Here is an 18,193-nt window from a genome sequence, read left to right on the forward strand (position 1 = left end):
CCAGGAAAGACCCATGAATGACGCTTTGAACCAGTTGCAACCCTACCCCTTCGAGAAGCTCCGCGCCCTGCTGGCCGGCGCCCAGCCGCCGGTCGAGAAACAGGCCATCGCCCTGTCGATCGGCGAACCCAAGCACCGCTCCCCGGCCTTCGTCGCCGAGGCACTGAGCGCCAACCTCGAGCAACTGGCCGTCTACCCGACCACCCTGGGCATCCCGGCGCTGCGCGAGGCGATTGCCAATTGGTGCAGCCGGCGCTTCGGCCTGCCGGCCGGCGCGCTCGATCCGGCGCGCCAGGTGCTGCCGGTCAACGGCACCCGCGAGGCGCTGTTCGCCTTTACCCAGACGGTGGTACAGCGTGGCGCCGACGGCCTGGTGGTCAGCCCCAACCCCTTCTACCAGATCTACGAGGGCGCGGCGCTGCTCGCCGGCGCCCAGCCGCACTACCTGCCCTGCCTGCCGGAGCATGGCTTCAACCCGGATTTCGATGCGGTACCGAACGAGGTCTGGCAGCGCTGCCAGATCCTCTTCCTCTGCTCGCCGGGCAACCCCACCGGCGCGCTGATTCCGCTGGCCACCCTGAAGAAGCTGATCGCCCTGGCCGACCAGTTCGATTTCGTGATCGCCGCAGACGAGTGCTACAGCGAGCTGTACTTCGACGAGCAGAATCCGCCGGCGGGCCTGCTCAGCGCCTGCGCCGCACTCGGCCGCAACGATTTCAAACGCTGCGTGGTGTTCCATAGCCTGTCCAAGCGCTCCAACCTGCCCGGCCTGCGCTCGGGCTTCGTCGCCGGCGACGCCGACATTCTGAAATCTTTCCTGCTGTACCGTACCTACCACGGTTGCGCCATGCCGGTGCAGACGCAGCTGGCCAGCGTTGCCGCCTGGAACGACGAAGAGCATGTGCGGGCCAACCGCGAGCTGTACCGCGAGAAGTTCGCCGCGGTGCTCGACATCCTCGACGGCGTGCTGGACGTGCAGCGCCCGGACGGCGGTTTCTACCTGTGGGCCAAGACCCCGGTCGACGACGAGACCTTCGCCCGCGAGCTGTACGCCCGCGAGCATGTCACCGTGGTACCCGGCTCCTACCTGTCGCGCAGTGTCGATGGCCAGAACCCCGGAGCCGGCCGCGTGCGCATGGCCCTGGTGGCGCCTCTGGCCGAATGCGTCGAGGCCGCCGAGCGAATCCGTGCCTTTGTGAAGAGCCTGCAAGCATGAGCAAGACCCTCTACGGCATCAAAGCCTGCGACACCATGAAGAAGGCCCGCAGCTGGCTCGACGAGCACGGCGTGGACTACCACTTCCACGATTACAAAGCCGTCGGCATCGATCGCGGCAACCTGGAAAAGTGGTGCAACGAGCACGGCTGGGAAACCGTCCTCAATCGTGCCGGCACCACCTTCCGCAAGCTGGACGAGGCGCAGAAGTGCGACCTCGACCAGGACAGGGCCATCGAACTGATGCTGGCCCAGCCGTCGATGATCAAGCGCCCGGTGCTGGATCTCGGCGACAAGACCCTGATTGGCTACAAACCCGAGCGCTACGCCGCCGAACTGGCGTAACGCCCTCCTAATTCGTTGCAAGGAACTACTCCATGACCACTACTACCCTGTTCAGCCTGGCCTTCGGCGTCGGCACCCAGAACCGTCAAAACACCTGGCTGGAGGTGTTCTACGCCCAGCCGCTGCTCAACCCGTCCGCAGACCTGGTGGCCAAGGTCGCCGAAAAGCTCGGCTACGAAGGTGGCAACCAGGCCATCGCCTTCACCACCACCCAGGCCGCTGAGCTGGCCGAGACCCTGAAGGGCGTCGATCCGGCCCAGGCCAAGCTGCTCACCCGCCTGGCCGAGAGCCACCAGCCACTGGTCGCCACCCTGCTCGCCGACGATGCAGCGCCGATCAGCACCCCCGAGGCCTACCTCAAGCTGCACCTGCTGTCGCACCGACTGGTCAAGCCGCACGGCCTGAACCTGACCGGCATCTTCGCGCTGCTGCCCAACGTGGCCTGGACCAGCCAGGGCGCCATCGACCTGGGCGAACTGGCCGAGCGTCAGCTGGAAGCGCGCCTGAAGGGCGAGTTGCTCGAAGTCTTCTCGGTGGACAAGTTCCCGAAGATGACCGACTACGTGGTCCCGGCCGGCGTGCGCATCGCCGACACCGCCCGCGTGCGCCTGGGCGCCTATGTCGGCGAAGGCACCACGGTGATGCACGAGGGCTTCGTCAACTTCAACGCCGGCACCGCCGGCCCGGGCATGATCGAAGGCCGCGTCTCCGCCGGCGTGTTCGTCGGCAAGGGCTCGGACCTGGGCGGCGGCTGCTCGACCATGGGCACCCTGTCCGGTGGCGGCAACATCGTCATCTCCGTCGGCGAAGGCTGCCTGATCGGCGCCAACGCCGGCATCGGCATCCCCTTGGGCGATCGCAACACCGTGGAATCCGGCCTGTACATCACCGCCGGCACCAAGGTTGCCCTGCTCGACGACCAGGGCGAGCTGGTCAAGGTCCTCAAGGCCCGCGAACTGGCTGGCCAGCCGGACCTGCTGTTCCGCCGCAACTCGCAGACCGGCGCGGTGGAGTGCAAGAGCCACAAGTCGGCGATCGAACTCAACGAAGCGCTGCACGCGCACAACTGATCCGCACCAGGGTGCGCAATGCGCACCCGCCTTGTAGGATGGCTAGGACCACCCGAGCGGTCCTGGCCATTTTGCGTTTCTGCAGCCTTGCAGGTCTGATTCCATGCCCCTGACTTCCCCCTGGCGCCGCGACTTTCCCGGCATTCTCGCCCTCGAAGCCGAAGGCCAGACCTACCTGGACAGCGCCGCCACCGCGCAGAAGCCGCAGGCGATGCTCGACGCCCTGCTCGGCTACTACGCCGGCGGCGCGGCCAACGTGCACCGTGCCCAGCACCTGCCGGGCGAACGCGCCACCCGCGCCTTCGAAGACTGCCGCCACAAGGTGGCGCAACGGCTCAATGCCGCCAGCGCCAGCGAGATCGTCTTCACCCACGGCGCCACCGAGGCCTTCAACCTGCTCGCCTACGGCCTGGACGACGAATTTCAGGCCGGTGACGAGATCGTCATCAGCGCCCTGGAGCACCATGCCAACCTGCTGCCCTGGCAGCAGCTGGCGCGGCGCCGCGGGCTCAAGCTGGTGGTCCTGCCACTGGACAGCGCGGGCGGAGTCGACCTCGACCAGGCCGCCACGCTGATCGGCCCGCGAACCCGCCTGCTGGCGGTCAGCCAGCTGTCCAATGTGCTCGGACGCTGGCAACCGCTCACCGCCCTGCTGGCCCTGGCCAAGGCCCAGGGGGTGCTGACCGTGGTCGACGGCGCCCAGGGTGTGGTGCACGGCCGGCAGGACCTGCGCGCGCTGGACTGCGACTTCTACGTCTGCTCCAGCCACAAGCTCTATGGGCCGGACGGCGTCGGCGTGCTCTATGGCCGCGCAGCGGCCCTGCAACGCCTCAGGCACTGGCAGTTCGGCGGCGAGATGGTGCGCCAGGCGGACTATCAGGACGCCGAATTCCGCGGCGCGCCGCTGGGCTTCGAAGCCGGCACCCCGCCGATTGCCGGGGTGATCGGCCTCGGCGCCAGCCTCGACTACCTGGGCGCACTGGATCAGGCCGCAGTCGCCGCTCATGAGGCGGCGCTGCATGCCAAGCTGCTGGCCGGCCTCGGCGCGCGCGAGGGCATCCGCCTGCTCGGCTCGCCCCAGGTAGCCCTGGCCAGCTTCGTCGTCACCGGCGTGCACAATGCCGATCTGGCTCACCTGTTCACCGAGCAAGGCGTCGCCGTGCGTGCCGGCCACCACTGCGCCATGCCGCTGCTGCAGCGTCTCGGCCTGGCCGGGGCCATTCGCGTGTCACTGGGCCTGTACAACGACGGCGCCGATCTGGAGCGCTTCTTCGCCGCCCTGGATCGGGCGCTGGAGCTGCTGCGATGAGCCTGCCGACCGCCGCGCAGCAAGCGCTCGACGACTTCGCCCAGTGCCCCGGCTGGGAGCAGCGGGCGCGCCTGCTGATGCAATGGGGCGAACGCCTGGTGCCCTTGAACGAGGCCGAACGCGGCGAGGGCAACCGTGTACATGGCTGCGAAAGCCAGGTCTGGCTGGTCGGCGAACTCGCCCAGGGCCACTGGCAATTCCGTGCGGCCAGCGACGCCCGGCTGATCCGTGGCCTGCTCGCGGTACTGCTGGCGCGGGTCAATGGCCTGACGGCCGAGGAGCTGGCCGCGGTCGACCTGGTGGCCTGGTTCGAGCAGCTGGGCCTGGCACGCCAGCTCTCGCCGTCGCGCAGCAACGGCCTGAATGCGGTACTGCAGCGCATGCGCCAGATGGCCGGCGACTAAGGCTCGCTACGCGGCGCCCAGGCGTCGACCTTGCCCTCATACAGCGCCTTCTGCAGACGCTGCAATTCACCGTTGCGGGCCAACGCCTGCAGCCCCTGGTTGAACCGGCGGTGGAGCTCGGCCGCTTGCGCATCGCCGCTTCGAAACAGCAGATGCAAGGACTCACGGTTCAGGCTACGCGGGTGGTGGTCGATAAGCGCCCGCTCTGCCGCACTGAACTGCCGCTGCAACAGGGCATAGCCGACCGCCCGGTCCTGCGGATGAATGTCGATGCGTCCGTGCAGCAACAGGCGCAAAGCGGTCTCGCTCTTGGCGCTTTCCTGGATATTGAATAGCCCCTGGCCTCGCTTCTCATCGAACTGTGGCCCGTAGCTGTAGCCCAGGGTCGTGCCGATGCGATAGGCGGCAAGGTCCTCGATACGTTGCCAGTCAAAATCCGCGCCCTTGCTTCGGAACAAAACCACATCGCCGTAGACCAAAGGGGCGCTGCACAGGCTATAGGCCTGTCTCGCCTCGCTGCACGCATAGGGCATGACCGCATCGAGCTCGCCCTTGCGCAGCATCAGCAGGTTGCGCTTCCATGGGTTGAAGACGTACTCGACCCGATAACCGGCCTGCGCGAACACCGCGCTGATCAAGCGCCCCAGGGCGCCGCCGTCGTCACGCCCCTGATCGACATAGGGCGGCCAGTCGCCGGTGCCGACGCGTAGGGTCGGTTCGGCGCGCGCCCCAACGCTGGCGAGCAACGCCAGAATCAACAGCAGTGCGCCAGCAACGGGCGCTAAGCAACGCAATGGATTGGACACGCTCCATGGCCCTCGCTAGGCAACAAGATGAAACCGTCCCTGGCGTGCAATGGTTCTAGGTGGAGCTTAGTCAAGTCCTGCCGGCACGCGCCGTCAGGCGGGACGGGTCCGCTCGGACGGTCGCCGCGCACCGGCCACCAGCTTGTCCAGGGTCTTGGCCACCGCCGCCATGCCGAAACTGGCGGTGACCATCATCACCGCGCCGAAGCCACCGGCGCAGTCGAGCTTGACCCCTTCGCCGACGAAGCCCTTGGCCTGGCAGACCGTGCCATCGGGTTTGGGGTAGCGCAGCTGCTCGGTGGAGAACACGCAGGGCACGCTGTAGTTGCGCCCTGGGGTGCGCGAGAAACCGTAGTCGCGGCGCAGGGTCGAGCGCACCTTGGCCGCCAGCGGATCGTTGAAGGTCTTGTTCAGGTCGCCGACCTGGATCTGCGTCGGGTCGACCTGCCCGCCGGCGCCACCGGTGGTGACGATCTGGATCTTGCGCCGCTTGCACCAGGCGATCAGCGCCGCCTTGGCGTTGACGCTGTCGATGCAGTCGATCACCGCATCGAGCCCCTCGGTGATGTATTCGGCCATGGTCTCGCGGGTGACGAAGTCGGCCACCGCATGTACCACGCAGCCCGGACTGATGGCACGAATGCGCGCGGCCATCACCTCGACCTTGGCCTGGCCGACACTGCCCTCCAGGGCATGCACCTGGCGATTGCTGTTGGTGATGCAGACATCATCCAGGTCGAACAGCGATATCTCGCCCACCCCGGAGCGGGCCAGGGCCTCGGCCGCCCAGGAACCGACGCCGCCGATGCCGACCACCGCCACATGGGCGGCCGCCAGCCGCTCGGCGCCTTCGCGGCCATAGAGCCGGGCGACGCCGGAAAAACGTTGATCATCGAAGGGCATCTCATCACCTCAACAGCCAGCACTCGAGCAGGCGCGCATTATAGCGGCGCCGGTGGCGCCTGCGGCCATCCGCCCGACTGCCCCGAACCTAACCGCGCCGGGCGGCGGCCCCTGTCGGCGATTTTGCTTTAAGATGGCGACCTTTCCGCTCGACGCCGCCCAGGAGCCGCAATGACTGCCCCCGCCCCGACCCTCTCCGCCACCCTGGAGCTTGCCTGCGACCTGATCCGTCGCCCGTCCGTGACCCCGGTCGATGAAGGTTGCCAGGAACTGATGATCCGCCGCCTGCAGGCGCTGGGCTTCCAGATCGAACCGATGCGCATCGAGGAGGTGGACAACTTTTGGGCCAGCCATGGCGAGCAGCAAGGGCCGGTGCTGTGCTTCGCCGGGCACACCGACGTGGTGCCGACCGGGCCGCTGCAGGCCTGGCAGCACCAGCCGTTCGACGCCCAGATCGACGAGCACGGCATGCTTTGCGGCCGTGGCGCCGCCGACATGAAGGGCAGCCTGGCGGCGATGATCATCGCGGTCGAACGCTTCATCGCCGACCACCCCAAGCACAAGGGCCGTATCGCCTTCCTGATCACCAGCGACGAGGAAGGTCCGGCCCAGCACGGCACCAAGGCCGTGGTCGAACGCCTGGCCGCTCGCGGCGAACGCCTGGACTGGTGCATCGTCGGCGAACCCTCGAGCACCTCGCTGGTCGGCGACGTGGTCAAGAACGGTCGCCGCGGCTCGCTCGGCGCCAAGCTCACGGTGCGCGGCGTGCAGGGCCACGTGGCCTACCCGCACCTGGCCAAGAACCCCATCCACCTGGCGGCGCCGGCCCTGGCCGAACTGGCCGCCGAGCACTGGGACGACGGCAACGACTTCTTTCCGCCGACCAGCTTCCAGGTGTCCAACCTCAACGCCGGCACCGGCGCGACCAACGTGATCCCCGGCGAATTGCAGGCGGTCTTCAACTTCCGCTTCTCCACCGAATCGACGGTCGAAGGCCTGCAGCACCGGGTCAACCAGATCCTCGACAAGCATGGCCTGGACTATCACGTGGAGTGGGCGCTGTCAGGCCTGCCGTTCCTCACCGAACCGGGCGCCCTGCTCGATGCGGTGGCGGCCAGCGTCAAGGCGGTGACCGGCCGCGAGACCACGCCCTCGACCTCCGGCGGAACTTCCGATGGGCGCTTTATCGCCACCCTGGGCACCCAGGTGGTCGAACTCGGCCCGGTCAATGCGACCATCCACCAGATCAACGAGCGGGTGCTGGCCAGCGACTTGGACGTGCTCACCGACATCTATTACCAGACCCTCGTGAAGCTGCTCGCCTGATGCTCACCTGCCCCCTCTGCCAGGGCGCCCTGAGCACCGTCGACAACGGCGTCGCCTGCGCCAGCGGCCACCGCTTCGACCGCGCACGCCAGGGCTACCTGAACCTGCTGCCGGTGCAGCACAAGAACAGCCGCGATCCCGGCGACAATGCGGCCATGGTCGAGGCCCGGCGGCGCTTTCTCGACGGCGGCCACTATGCGCCGCTGGCCGCGCGCCTGGCCGAACTGGCCGCCGCGCGCGCACCAGGGCAGTGGCTGGATATCGGCTGCGGCGAAGGCTATTACACGGCGCAACTCGCCGAGCGCCTGCCCCGGGCCGAGGGCTATGCCCTGGATATCTCCCGCGAGGCGGTCAAGCGCGCCTGCAAGCGCGCGCCGCAGCTCACCTGGCTGGTGGCCAGCATGGCACGCGTGCCGCTGAGCGATGCCAGCTGCCAGTTGCTCGCCAGCGTGTTCAGCCCCCTCGACTGGCAGGAGGCCAGGCGCCTGCTCGCCCCCGGTGGCGGCCTGCTGCGCATGGGGCCGAGCCGCGAGCACCTGATCGAACTACGGCAGAAGCTGTATGACCAGGTACGCGACTACGACGACCAGAAGCACCTCGAGCTGATCCCCGAGGGCATGCGCCTGGCGCACAGCGACAGCCTCAGCTTCAAGCTGCAACTGACCAGCAGCCAGACCCGAGCCGACCTGCTGGCGATGACCCCCCACGGCTGGCGCGCCAGCGCCGAGCGACGCGCCGCGGTGATCGCCGAGCCATTCGAAGTCACGGTAGCCATCCGCTACGATTGGATCGAGAAACTCTAGGCCTCCCAGAACTGGAACTGACCATGCGCCAACCGGATATCGAGATCTACCTGAAAGACACCGATCACCAGGCCATCGCCACCTGGTTGAGCGAGGTGCTGGGGCCCTGCACGCCTTGGCAACAGAAGGGCCAGACCTTCAAGTGCCGGGCCGGCGAGGTGCCGGTAACCTGGCTGCCGAAAGCCGTGGGCAAGTGGCACAGCCTCTACCTGGAGAGCGACGCCACGCCCTGGGCCGACGACCTGGCCTGTGCCCAGGCCGCATTCGTCGCGCTGAACGTCGAGGTGCGCTGTGCGCCAGGCGGCTGGCAGGAAGAGGAAAGCGACGAGCAGGCCGACCGCTGGCTGCGCATCAGCGCCGACGGCGTCGAGGAGATCACCTGGCGCACCGGCTGAGGCCGAGTCGCGCTCCAGTAACGCAAAAGCCCGTCATTCGACGGGCATTTGCCATAGCGGGAACAGGCCTCAGAGCGCCGAAACGTCGTCTGCCTGCAGGCCTTTCTGACCCTGGGTCACGGCGAACTCGACCTTCTGTCCCTCGGTCAGGGTACGGTGGCCTTCACCGCGAATGGCGCGGAAATGGACGAACACGTCGGCACCGCTTTCGCGCTGAATAAAGCCATAGCCCTTGGAATCATTGAACCACTTGACGGTCCCGGTTTCACGATCAGCCATTACCACTGTCTCCAACTCGCAATTTTTATTGTCCCGTTCGACGGTTCGACGTTCGACGCATCGACGGTTTGCCGGCTCGCCGAATGCGCGCCCAGCCGGCAGGCCCACATAGGGATTTACCTGCGGCGGAGGAGCCATTCGAATGGCGATCCGCCGTCGAGTATAGATCAAGCATTGGGCCTGAAAAGCACTTTTTCCAATCGGCTGCAGGCCATACAGGACAAGGGCTACAGCATAGTTGCGAGGGATGGCCGGCACGCCGCCGGCCCTCCCCCGCGCGGCATGCCCTCAGCCGTGCCTGCGCCGCCGCCACAACCACAGGGCCAGCACCGCCAGGGTCAGCAGCAGCGGCACCAGGGCGATATTGACGAACTTCAGGGTACGTCCCAGTGCCTCGATATCGGCATTGAGCTGGTAGCGCACCTCACGCAGCTCCTTGCGAATCTTCAGCTTCTCGTCGAGGAACTGGCGCACCGCGGCCTGCTGCTCCGGGGTCAACTCCAGCGCCTTGTTCGGATCGTCGCTCTGCTGCAATGCCGCCAGCTTCTGCTCGGTATCGGCCAGGCGCGCCTGCAGGGCCTGCTCCTTCTCACGGAAGCGGGTCTCGGCCTCGCGCTGCAGCGCCTCGACCACCTCGAACGGGCGGCTGAAGCGGCCGCGCGAACGCACGCTGATCAGGGCATCGGAACCAGCCAGGTTATCCAGCGCATTGATCGCGAACGCGGCGTTGTCCGCCCAGGGCTGAGGGATGCGCTGGCCGAAGAAGTCCTGCACCTGAACCCACATGCGATCGGTAAGCAGGTCGGTATCGGCGACCACGATGACGTTAATGCTGTCCGCCTGCTTGAGGCCGTCCTTGCGCCCCTCGATGCCGTCCGGGTAGGCCGATACGGCCGGGCCGCTGATGCGCGCGGCGATGCTGTAGCGCTCGCCGGTCGGCTCGAGGTCGCGGATCAGCTCTTCCGGATTCTGCAGCATGCCGAAGCGCTTCACATCGAAGGGCATGGCGTACTCTGAACTCTGGATCAGCGGGATGAAGCGGGTCTTGGCGCCTTCCAGCGGCTCGAGGATGCCGGCGGCGGCCACGGTCAGGTTCTCCAGCCCGGCGGTGCTGATGTCATCCTGGTCCAGGGCATTCTTCGGCAGACTGAGCCAGGCGGCATGGCGCACCGCACGGCGGTCCTGGCCCATGCTCACCGACATGGCGTAGGAGCCGTCGCCGAGCACCTGGTCGGGCCGCATGCGCAGGCCCCAGGCCTTGAACAGCGGTTCCAGGTTGGAGGACTTGTCCAGGGCCATCTCGCCAGGCATGTCCGCCTGGTTGTCGGCCTCGCTCAGGGGGTCGACGAAGGCCAGCAACTTGCCGCCGCGCAGGACGAACTGGTCGATGGCGTAGAGGGTCTGTTGCGGCAGGTTCTTCGGGTGCACCAGCAGCAGCACCGAGACCTTTTCCGGGATCAGGTCGACGTCGGCCTTGAGCCGTTCGATCTGGAACAGCTGGCGGATCTCCTCCATCACCATCCACGGCGGCGTCGGCTGGCGCGCCATCATGTCGAAGCCGCCATTGATCTGCAGCCCCGAGAGCACGCCGACCACCGGCCGTTCCGGCTTGGCCAGGCTCTGCACCAGGCGGCTCAGTTCGTACTCGAGGAACTCCTCCTGATCCAGGGCGAAGAACGGGATCACCTGGGTGTCGCCCTGGGCATTCTTGCCGGCCAGGCCGAAGTAGATCTTGTCACCGCCCTGCTGCAGGGGAATGCCCTGCAGGCCGAACTCGGCCGCTTGGTCCTCCTCCTCGGAGAAGGGTTGCGGGTCGATGACCCTGAGGGTGATCTTGCCGTCGGCCTCGCGCTGGTAGGCCTTGAGCATCTCCTCCACCCGCCGGGCGTAATTGCGCAGCGCCGGCAGGTCCTTGGCGGTGCTGTCGGAGTAGAAGAAGCTCAGTTCGATCGGCGCCTTCAGCTCGTCGAGAATCTGCTCGGTCCCCTGGGAGATGGTGTAGAGCTGCTGCTCGGTCAGGTCCAGCTGCGCGCGGGTCAGGCCCAGGCCGGCAAGCAGGTTGAAGGCGAGAAACGCCAGGGCGATGAGCACGAGCCCGGCGCTGGAATACATCAGCTTTTTCATCGGTGCTAGTCCTCAGTCGGCTTTCTTCAGGTCGATGACCACCGCGGTCGCGGCCAGCCAGGCGGCGATCAGGGAGATGAAATACAGCAGGTCACGGGCATCGATCACGCCCTTGCTGATGGCCTCGAAACGGGTCAGGAAGCTCAGGGACGCCACCGCGTCGACCAGCCACTGCGGCGCCCAGCCGCTGAAGCCGTCGAGCACCATGGGAAAGCCGCTGACGATGAACAGGAAGCACACGCTGACCGCGAGGATGAAGGCGATCACCTGGTTCTTCGCCAGGGCCGACATGCACGAGCCGATCGCCAGGTAGGCGCCGGCCAGCAGCCAGCTGCCGATATAGCCGGTGACGATGGCGCCGTTGTCCGGCTCGCCGAGGTAATTGACCGTGATGATCATCGGGAAGGTCAGCAGCAGCGCCAGGCCGGCGAAGACCCAGGCCGCCAGGAACTTGCCGAAGACCGCCTCGAAACGGGTGATCGGCAGGGTCATCAGCAGCTCGATCGAGCCGGATTTGCGCTCCTCGGCCCACAGGCGCATGGCGATGGCCGGCACCAGGAACAGGTACAGCCAGGGATGAAAATTGAAGAACGGTGCCAGGTTGGCCTGGGCGCTCTCGAAGAAGCCGCCCAGGTAGAAGGTGAATACCCCGGACAGCACCAGGAAGATCATGATGAACACGTAGGCCAGCGGCGTGGCGAAGTAGCTCGCCAGCTCGCGCCTGAAAATCACCGGCAACTGCCTCATACCACCTCCCCACGGGTCAGACGGCGGAACACCTCGTCCAGGCGACCGCGCTCGACATTCAACTCCCTGATCTTCCAGCCGCGCTCGGCGATCAGCGCACTGACCTGCGGAAAGATCACCTCTCCCGGCTTGGCCAGCACGCTGAGGCTGTGCTCGACCTCGTTCTGCTCGACCCCGGCGACGCCCGGCAGGGCGGCCAGCGCGGCCTCATCCAGGGCCTCCCTGGCGACCAGGGTCACCGCCTGGTGGTAGCGCGAGCGGCTCTCCAGCTCCAGCGGGGTGCCATCGGCGAGCAGCTTGCCGTGGGCGATCACCACCGCCCGGGTACAAACAGCGGAAACCTCTTCGAGAATGTGGGTGGAGATGATCACGATCTTGTCGTGGGCCAGGCTCTGGATCAGCTTGCGCACCTGGTGCTTCTGGTTCGGGTCGAGGCCATCGGTGGGCTCGTCGAGGATCAGCACCTTGGGGTCGTGGAGGATCGCCTGGGCCAGGCCGACCCGGCGCTTGAAGCCCTTGGACAGGGTCTCGATGGACTGCTCCAGGACCTTCTCCAGCTCCACCTGGGCCACCGCCCTGGCCACCCGCTCGCGCTTGTCGCTGCCCCTGAAGCCGCGCACCTGGGCGATGAACTCGAGGAAGCCGCGCACCGTCATGTCGCCGTAGCAGGGCGCGCCCTCGGGCAGGTAGCCGATCTGGCGCTGAGCCTTGAGGGTTTCTTTCTGGATATCGAAGCCGAGCACGCGGGCGCTGCCGGAGGTCGGCGCCAGGAAGCCGGTGAGCATCTTCATGGTGGTGGACTTGCCGGCGCCGTTGGGACCGAGAAAGCCCAGGACCTCGCCCGGCCGCACCTGGAAGGACAGGTTGTCGACGACGGTGTGCTGTGCAAAACGCTTGGTTAGGTTCTTTATTTCGATCATGGCCTCTCACCATTGCGGTCAAAGCCCGATTCGCCCCCCGAACAGCAGCGAGACAGGCCTTTTTTATGCCCGCGGACTATAAGGAGTCCGCTGCAGCCATTGCAAGACAAGCAATTTGCCCAAAGGCTGCTCAATTTTTTGTGAAGCCTCAGGGGCATAGAAGACTTTTGCCCCACTGCGGCCGATCCGGCACACTAGGCTACCCGAGCAATCGCTCGTTTTACACAGCCAGCAGACTCCGTATGACCCGCTCCCCGTTTCGCCGTCTCGTGTTCGGCACCCTGCGCCGCCTGCTGTACCTCTGGGTACGCTCGGAAACCATCAACCAGTCGGCCTTCACCCTCAAACTCGACCGCGGCAAGCCGGTGTTCTACGTCTTGCAGCTGCCGTCGCTGAGCGACCTGGCGGTGGTCGACAGCGAGTGCCGCAAGGCCGGTCTGCCGCGCCCGGTGCTACCGGTCGCGCTGGGCGACCTGCTGGAGCCGGCGGGCTTCTTCTACCTGACCCCGGAGCCCGACTGGCTCGGTCGCCAGGACAAGCGCGGCATATCCCCCACCCTGCAGCGCCTGGTCGCGGCCCTTAGCCAGCATGCCGTGGACGATGCGCAGATAGTCCCGGTCAGCGTGTTCTGGGGCCAGTCGCCGGACCGCGAGACCAGTGCCTGGAAGCTGCTGTTCGCCGACAGCTGGGCGGTCACCGGACGCCTGCGCCGGCTGGTCAGCATCCTGATCCTGGGGCGCAAGACCCGCGTGCAGTTCTCTACGCCCATCCACCTGCGCGAACTGATCGAACAGGACAAGGGCCATGAACGCACCCTGCGCATGGTCCAGCGCATGCTGCGGGTGCATTTTCGCCACCAGAAGGCCGCAGTCATCGGCCCGGACCTGTCGCACCGGCGTAACCTGGTCAAGGGCCTGGTGCATGGCCCGCAGGTGCGCCAGGCGATCGCCGAGACTTGTGAACGCGAGGGCATCAGCCCGGAGAAGGCCGAGGCCCAGGCCCTGCGCTACGGCAACGAGATCGCCTCGGACTACGCCTATACGGCGATCCGCTTCCTCGAGCTGGTGCTCAGCTGGTTCTGGAACAAGATCTACGACGGCATCCGGGTCAACCACATCGAGGGCGTGCAGGACGTGGCCCAGGGCCACGAGGTGATCTATGTGCCCTGCCACCGTAGCCATATCGACTACCTGCTGCTGTCCTACCTGCTGTTTCGCAACGGCCTGACGCCGCCGCATATCGCCGCCGGGATCAACCTCAACATGCCGCTGATCGGCGGCCTGCTGCGCCGCGGCGGCGCCTTCTTCATGCGCCGCACCTTCAAGGGCAACCCGCTCTATACCGCGGTGTTCAACGAATACCTGCACTGCCTGTTCAGCAAGGGCTTCCCGGTCGAATACTTCGTCGAGGGCGGCCGCTCGCGGACCGGGCGCATGCTTCAGCCGAAGACCGGCATGCTGGCCATCACCCTGCGCAGCTTCCTGCGCAGCCACCGCCTGCCGGTGGTGTTCGTACCGGTCTACATCGGCTACGAGCGGGTACTGGAAGGCCGCACCTACCTGGGCGAGCTGCGCGGGGCAAGCAAGAAGAAGGAATCGATCTTCGACATCTTCAAGGTCCTGGGCGCGCTCAAGCAGCGCTTCGGCCAGGTCTGGGTCAACTTCGGCGAGCCAATCAAGCTGGCCGAGTTCCTCGACCAGCAGCAACCGGGCTGGCGTGAGCAGGACTACGGCGGGCAGTACCGCCCGGCCTGGCTCAACCAGACGACCCAGCGGCTCGGCCAGCGGGTGGCCCAGCACCTCAACGAGGCGGCGGCGATCAACCCGGTCAACCTGGTGGCCCTGGCCCTGCTCTCGACCAGCAAGCTGGCGCTGGACGAGCAGGCCCTGACCCGGGTGCTCGATCTCTACCTGGCGCTGCTGCGCCGGGTGCCCTACTCGCCGCACTGCACCCTGCCGGACGGCGACGGCCAGACCCTGATCGACTACGTCAAGGCCATGGACCTGCTCGCCGAACAGCGCGACGCCCTGGGCAAGATCCTCTATCTGGACGAGCACAACGCGGTGCTGATGACCTACTACCGCAACAACGTGCTGCACATCTTCGCCCTGCCGGCGCTGCTGGCGAGCTTCTTCCAGAGCAGCGCGCGAATCAGCCGCGAGCAGATCCTGCGCTTCACCCGCGCGCTCTACCCCTATCTGCAGGCCGAACTGTTCATCCGCTATCCGCTGGAGCAACTGGACGGCGTGGTCGATCAGTGGCTGGCGGCGTTCGTCGAGCAGGACCTGCTCAAGCTGGAGGGCGACGTCTACCTGCGCCCCGCGCCCAGCTCGCGCCAGTTCGTCCTGCTGACCCTGCTGTCACGCGCCATCGCCCAGACCCTGCAGCGCTTCTACATGGCCATCGCCCTGCTGCTCAACGCCGGCCAGCATGCGCTCAGTGCCGAGCAACTGGAGGACCTGTGTACGGTGATGGCGCAGCGCCTGTCGATCCTGCACGGGCTCAACGCCCCGGAATTCTTCGACAAGAGCCTGTTCCGTCACTTCATTCAGACCCTGCTCGACGAAGGCGTGCTGCGCCAGGACCCGGCCGGCACGCTCAGCTACCACCAGCAACTCGGCGAACTGGTCGAGGGCGCGGCCAAGCGCGTGCTGCCGGCCGAGCTGCGCCTGTCGATCCGCCAGGTGACGATGGACCGCAGCGAGGCGCCGGTCGCAGCACTCTGAGGGCCCGCCTGGCACGCGCCGGGGCTAGTTGATGGCGCCACTGGCGCCGGCGCGGCCCTCGAATGCCTGGCGCGGCGCCAGGCACTGGCGGAACAGGTCGCGCTCGGGCTGGTACACCGCGGTCTGCACCGCCATCAGACCGAGCACCGAGTGAAACAGGTTGTCATGCGACAGCGCCCGATCCTCGAGGCCCTCCAGGCAATGGGCCTGCAGGTTGGCATGGCGCTCCATGCCCGGCGAAAGCCAGAGCAGCATCGGAATATGGGTCTGCTCCTCGGGCGCCATGGCATAGGGCAGGCCATGCAGGTAGATGCCGCCCTCGCCCAGCGACTCGCCATGGTCGGAGACATACAGCATCGCCGTGTCGAAGCGCTGGCCGTTGCGCTTGAGCAGCTCGACGGTCTGCGCCAGCACGTGATCGGTGTAGACCAGGCTGTTGTCGTAGGCGTTGACGATGGCCTCCGTGCTGCACTGGTCCAGCTCACTGCTCCGGCATACTGGCGCGAACCTGGCGAAGGCCGCCGGGTAGCGCTTGAAATAGGCCGGGCCGTGGCTGCCTTTCATGTGCAGCACCACCACGGCATCGTCCGTCAGGCGGTCCAGGTAGTCCTGCAGGCCGCTGAGCAGGACCTCGTCGTGGCACTCGCCATCGCCGCACAGCGCGGCGACATTCAGGTGCGAGACATCCTCGCTCGGCACCCGGTCGCAGGCGCCCTTGCAGCCGGAGTTGTTGTCACGCCAGAGCACCTTGACCCCCGCCCGCTGCAGCACGTCCAGCAGGCCCTCGCGGTTGCGCGCCATTGACTCGTCGTAGTGGTCGTGGCCGACCTCGAGGAACATGCAGGGCACCGAGACCGCCGTGGCGGTGCCGCAGGAGCTGACGTGGCTGAAGCTGATCACCCCGGCCTTGGCCAGCTGCGGATTGGTCTGGCGGGCATAGCCGTTGAGCGAGAAGTTCGCTGCCCGCGCGGTTTCGCCGACCAGCAGTATGGTGAGCCTGGGCTTGATCGCCGCGCCGACATGGGCGATGCGGTGCGCATCGCCGCCGATCACCTGCAAGGCCTGCGGCGCCCGCAGCTCGCGGCGCACATAGCCGTGCACGGCGGCCAGCAGATTGGACGGAGTCAGCAGCAGGCGCACCTCGCGGTGGTTGCGCAGCAGCGACGCATAGGACTGGTACTGGCTCATGGCGATGCCGACCAGGCAGGCCAGCGCCAGCAGCATGCTGACCAGCTTGACCCGCAGCTCGCGCGACCAGCGCCGCCGTGGTGCCTGCAGCCGGCTCAGCAGCAACACCGGCAGCACGCCGACGGCCAGCAGCCAGCCGACCAGGCGCCCGCTGAACAACTCCATGGCTTCGCCGCTGTCGGTCTGCAGCACGTTGGTCAACATGCTGTAGTCGATGACGATGCCATAGCTGTGCATGAAGTAGCTGGCCGCCGCGGAGACCAGCAGCACGGCGCCCAGCACCGGCTTGGTCAAGCGCCCCCAGGCCAGCAGGCTGAGCAGCAGGTAGAGCCAGCACAGGGCGAACAGCGGCAGGCTGAGCAGAAACAAGGGATTGCCGTTGTCCCAGCCCTCCACGCCCTGCCAGACCGTGCGCCAGAACGGCAGGTTGGCGAACAGCAGCAGCCAGAGGGCGACCAGCAGGGTCATCAGCGGGTGGCTGACGCTCAGCGTCCAGGCCGCCACAGCGGTCCGGTCATTGCGGATTTGCGAAGTGGAGGGCACGGTCATTCCTACGCCAGAACCAAGATAGGTGCGCAGGCTAGGCAGACGGCTGTCGGGAGAATGTCGGCGGGATGTGAAAAAATCGTGGAACGGCGCGGCGAGATCGCCACGCCGCTCGATCAGGCGACGCTGGCAGCCGGCACGGCCCCGCTCGGACGGTGCTGGTTGCGGATCGCCAGGGCTACCAGTAGCACCAGTGCGCCGGCGAGAAGCGCCGAGCAGCCGACGGTGCCGAAGCCCAGTCCACCCTGCGCCGGCGCCTTGCTGAGAAAGTCGCCCAGGGTCGCCCCGAAGGGTCGGGTCAGCACGAAAGCCACCCAGAACAGAGCCACCGGGGAGAGACGACTGAAGCCCTTGAGCACTACCACCAAGGCCAGCAGGCTGCCAATAAGCAGGGCGCCACCGGCGAAGCCCAGACCGGAGTCGTCGGCCAGGTAGTCGCCCAGGGCCGTACCCAGGGTGTTGGAGAACAGAATCGCCACCCAGTAAAACAGCTCGCCCTTGGGGCTGGCGATCCGCTCCACCGACAGTGACTTCTCGCTGCGATACCACAGGGCGAAAGTGGCCAGCAGCAGACCGATCAGCAATGCCGAGCCGGTGGCGTAACCCAGGCCCAGGCTGCGGTCCATGAAGTCCGACAGAGTGGTGCCCGCCGTGCTGGTTGCGAGGATCACGCTCCAGTACAGCGCCGGGTGGTATCGGCGGGCTGCCAACTGACCCAGCAGGGTGAGCAGAAACACCCCGACCAGCATCAGCGAGCTAAGCGCATAGCCGATATTCAGGGTCATCGACAGCAGGTCGCCGGCGGTCTCCCCCAGCGTGGTGGCACAGATCTTCATCACCCAGAAGGCCAGGGTGATCTGAGGCAGCTTGTTCATCGAGAAAGCTCGCGCGAGTGGATCGGGAAGGGGTCGCTCGCCATCCGCCCTAACCACTGGCGGGGGACGGCGGCAGCCAGATTGGCGCGAGGCGGGTGAAGAATCCGTCAAGCAATGGTCAAGGCCGCGTTGCCACGCTCAGAAATGCACCTGGACACTCAGCACCAGCTCATCGGTGGTGGCGGCGCGGAAAAGTCCCGGAGCTGGCTGGC

The 18,193-nt window shown here is 66.7% G+C and carries 17 protein-coding genes; 9 read left to right on the forward strand and 8 right to left on the reverse strand.

Going from position 1 to position 18,193, the window contains the following annotated elements; all coding sequences use genetic code 11:
* Positions 1-13 precede the first annotated feature (13 nt).
* The 5 genes from dapC (at position 14) to AB5S05_RS03695 (ending at position 4,343) form a co-directional block, all read left to right on the forward strand.
* The gene (gene dapC / locus AB5S05_RS03675) at positions 14-1,216 is read left to right on the forward strand and encodes a succinyldiaminopimelate transaminase (protein WP_369286092.1); all 1,203 of its coding nucleotides are present in this window, start codon (positions 14-16) and stop codon (positions 1,214-1,216) included.
* Entirely contained in the window at positions 1,213-1,560 is a 348-nt protein-coding gene (locus AB5S05_RS03680; protein ID WP_369286093.1) for an ArsC family reductase, read from the forward strand. The genes dapC and AB5S05_RS03680 overlap by 4 nt, the downstream gene beginning before the upstream one ends.
* Before the next feature lie 32 nt (positions 1,561-1,592).
* On the forward strand, positions 1,593-2,630 hold the full coding sequence (dapD, locus tag AB5S05_RS03685) for a 2,3,4,5-tetrahydropyridine-2,6-dicarboxylate N-succinyltransferase (protein WP_369286094.1): 1,038 nt from the start codon (positions 1,593-1,595) through the stop codon (positions 2,628-2,630).
* Positions 2,631-2,733: 103 nt separating this feature from the next.
* Entirely contained in the window at positions 2,734-3,939 is a 1,206-nt protein-coding gene (locus tag AB5S05_RS03690) for an aminotransferase class V-fold PLP-dependent enzyme (protein WP_369286095.1), read from the forward strand.
* Positions 3,936-4,343 (forward strand): SufE family protein, encoded by a 408-nt coding sequence (locus AB5S05_RS03695; RefSeq protein ID WP_369286096.1) that lies wholly within the window; start codon positions 3,936-3,938, stop codon positions 4,341-4,343. The genes AB5S05_RS03690 and AB5S05_RS03695 overlap by 4 nt, the downstream gene beginning before the upstream one ends.
* Here the strand turns inward: AB5S05_RS03695 and AB5S05_RS03700 are convergent.
* Both AB5S05_RS03700 and tcdA read right to left on the reverse strand, forming a co-directional pair.
* Positions 4,340-5,101, reverse strand: a complete 762-nt coding sequence (locus tag AB5S05_RS03700; protein WP_369286098.1) for a substrate-binding periplasmic protein — start codon at positions 5,099-5,101, stop codon at positions 4,340-4,342. The genes AB5S05_RS03695 and AB5S05_RS03700 overlap by 4 nt on opposite strands.
* 141 nt (positions 5,102-5,242) lie before the next feature.
* Entirely contained in the window at positions 5,243-6,052 is an 810-nt protein-coding gene (tcdA, locus tag AB5S05_RS03705; RefSeq protein WP_369286099.1) for a tRNA cyclic N6-threonylcarbamoyladenosine(37) synthase TcdA, read from the reverse strand.
* Between the two features lie 171 nt (positions 6,053-6,223).
* Between tcdA and dapE the strand changes: the two genes are divergently transcribed.
* Genes dapE through AB5S05_RS03720 form a run of 3 tightly spaced genes read left to right on the forward strand, consistent with a single transcriptional unit; the run spans position 6,224 to position 8,576 of the window.
* Entirely contained in the window at positions 6,224-7,378 is a 1,155-nt protein-coding gene (dapE, locus tag AB5S05_RS03710) for a succinyl-diaminopimelate desuccinylase (RefSeq protein ID WP_369286101.1), read from the forward strand.
* Positions 7,378-8,181 carry a putative RNA methyltransferase gene (locus AB5S05_RS03715; protein ID WP_369286102.1) on the forward strand — a complete coding sequence of 268 codons (804 nt, stop codon included), beginning with the start codon at positions 7,378-7,380 and terminating at the stop codon, positions 8,179-8,181. The genes dapE and AB5S05_RS03715 overlap by 1 nt, the downstream gene beginning before the upstream one ends.
* A 23-nt stretch (positions 8,182-8,204) precedes the next feature.
* A complete protein-coding gene (locus AB5S05_RS03720; protein WP_369286103.1) occupies positions 8,205-8,576 on the forward strand; it encodes a hypothetical protein in 372 nt (123 codons plus the stop codon).
* 69 nt (positions 8,577-8,645) lie between these two features.
* Here the strand turns inward: AB5S05_RS03720 and AB5S05_RS03725 are convergent, their stop codons facing one another.
* From AB5S05_RS03725 to AB5S05_RS03740, 4 genes are all read right to left on the reverse strand, one after another.
* Complete coding sequence (locus tag AB5S05_RS03725) at positions 8,646-8,855, reverse strand: cold-shock protein (RefSeq protein ID WP_369286104.1); 210 nt, start codon at positions 8,853-8,855, stop codon at positions 8,646-8,648.
* Positions 8,856-9,143: 288 nt separating this feature from the next.
* On the reverse strand, positions 9,144-10,979 hold the full coding sequence (locus AB5S05_RS03730) for a GldG family protein (RefSeq protein ID WP_369286105.1): 1,836 nt from the start codon (positions 10,977-10,979) through the stop codon (positions 9,144-9,146).
* Between the two features lie 12 nt (positions 10,980-10,991).
* A complete protein-coding gene (locus AB5S05_RS03735; RefSeq protein ID WP_369286106.1) occupies positions 10,992-11,726 on the reverse strand; it encodes an ABC transporter permease subunit in 735 nt (244 codons plus the stop codon).
* A complete protein-coding gene (locus AB5S05_RS03740) occupies positions 11,723-12,646 on the reverse strand; it encodes an ABC transporter ATP-binding protein (protein WP_369286107.1) in 924 nt (307 codons plus the stop codon). The genes AB5S05_RS03735 and AB5S05_RS03740 overlap by 4 nt, the downstream gene beginning before the upstream one ends.
* Positions 12,647-12,888: 242 nt before the next feature.
* On the opposite strand from AB5S05_RS03740, the gene plsB reads away from it, so the two are divergent.
* Complete coding sequence (plsB, locus tag AB5S05_RS03745) at positions 12,889-15,372, forward strand: glycerol-3-phosphate 1-O-acyltransferase PlsB (RefSeq protein ID WP_369286108.1); 2,484 nt, start codon at positions 12,889-12,891, stop codon at positions 15,370-15,372.
* A 24-nt stretch (positions 15,373-15,396) separates the two neighbouring features.
* Here the strand turns inward: plsB and AB5S05_RS03750 are convergent, their stop codons facing one another.
* Positions 15,397-17,109: a phosphoethanolamine transferase gene (locus AB5S05_RS03750; protein ID WP_438943535.1), complete on the reverse strand. Its 1,713-nt coding sequence runs from the start codon at positions 17,107-17,109 to the stop codon at positions 15,397-15,399.
* A gap of 113 nt (positions 17,110-17,222) precedes the next feature.
* Entirely contained in the window at positions 17,223-17,981 is a 759-nt protein-coding gene (locus AB5S05_RS03755) for a COG4705 family protein (RefSeq protein WP_369286110.1), read from the reverse strand.
* Positions 17,982-18,193: the final 212 nt, after the last annotated feature.

This window comes from Pseudomonas zhanjiangensis, from assembly GCF_041027545.1.
In the GTDB taxonomy this organism is placed as follows: Bacteria; Pseudomonadota; Gammaproteobacteria; order Pseudomonadales; family Pseudomonadaceae; genus Aquipseudomonas; species Aquipseudomonas zhanjiangensis.

Coding starts and splice junctions, on each gene's coding strand:
- AB5S05_RS03730 (WP_369286105.1), bottom strand. CDS start 10,979: ATGAAAAAGCTGATGTATTCCAGCGCCGGGCTCGTGCTCATCGCCCTG.
- AB5S05_RS03750 (WP_438943535.1), bottom strand. CDS start 17,109: ATGACCGTGCCCTCCACTTCGCAAATCCGCAATGACCGGACCGCTGTG.
- AB5S05_RS03740 (WP_369286107.1), bottom strand. CDS start 12,646: ATGATCGAAATAAAGAACCTAACCAAGCGTTTTGCACAGCACACCGTC.
- dapE (WP_369286101.1), top strand. CDS start 6,224: ATGACTGCCCCCGCCCCGACCCTCTCCGCCACCCTGGAGCTTGCCTGC.
- AB5S05_RS03720 (WP_369286103.1), top strand. CDS start 8,205: ATGCGCCAACCGGATATCGAGATCTACCTGAAAGACACCGATCACCAG.
- plsB (WP_369286108.1), top strand. CDS start 12,889: ATGACCCGCTCCCCGTTTCGCCGTCTCGTGTTCGGCACCCTGCGCCGC.
- AB5S05_RS03680 (WP_369286093.1), top strand. CDS start 1,213: ATGAGCAAGACCCTCTACGGCATCAAAGCCTGCGACACCATGAAGAAG.
- AB5S05_RS03725 (WP_369286104.1), bottom strand. CDS start 8,855: ATGGCTGATCGTGAAACCGGGACCGTCAAGTGGTTCAATGATTCCAAG.
- AB5S05_RS03715 (WP_369286102.1), top strand. CDS start 7,378: ATGCTCACCTGCCCCCTCTGCCAGGGCGCCCTGAGCACCGTCGACAAC.
- dapD (WP_369286094.1), top strand. CDS start 1,593: ATGACCACTACTACCCTGTTCAGCCTGGCCTTCGGCGTCGGCACCCAG.
- tcdA (WP_369286099.1), bottom strand. CDS start 6,052: ATGCCCTTCGATGATCAACGTTTTTCCGGCGTCGCCCGGCTCTATGGC.
- dapC (WP_369286092.1), top strand. CDS start 14: ATGAATGACGCTTTGAACCAGTTGCAACCCTACCCCTTCGAGAAGCTC.
- AB5S05_RS03695 (WP_369286096.1), top strand. CDS start 3,936: ATGAGCCTGCCGACCGCCGCGCAGCAAGCGCTCGACGACTTCGCCCAG.
- AB5S05_RS03755 (WP_369286110.1), bottom strand. CDS start 17,981: ATGAACAAGCTGCCTCAGATCACCCTGGCCTTCTGGGTGATGAAGATC.
- AB5S05_RS03690 (WP_369286095.1), top strand. CDS start 2,734: ATGCCCCTGACTTCCCCCTGGCGCCGCGACTTTCCCGGCATTCTCGCC.
- AB5S05_RS03735 (WP_369286106.1), bottom strand. CDS start 11,726: ATGAGGCAGTTGCCGGTGATTTTCAGGCGCGAGCTGGCGAGCTACTTC.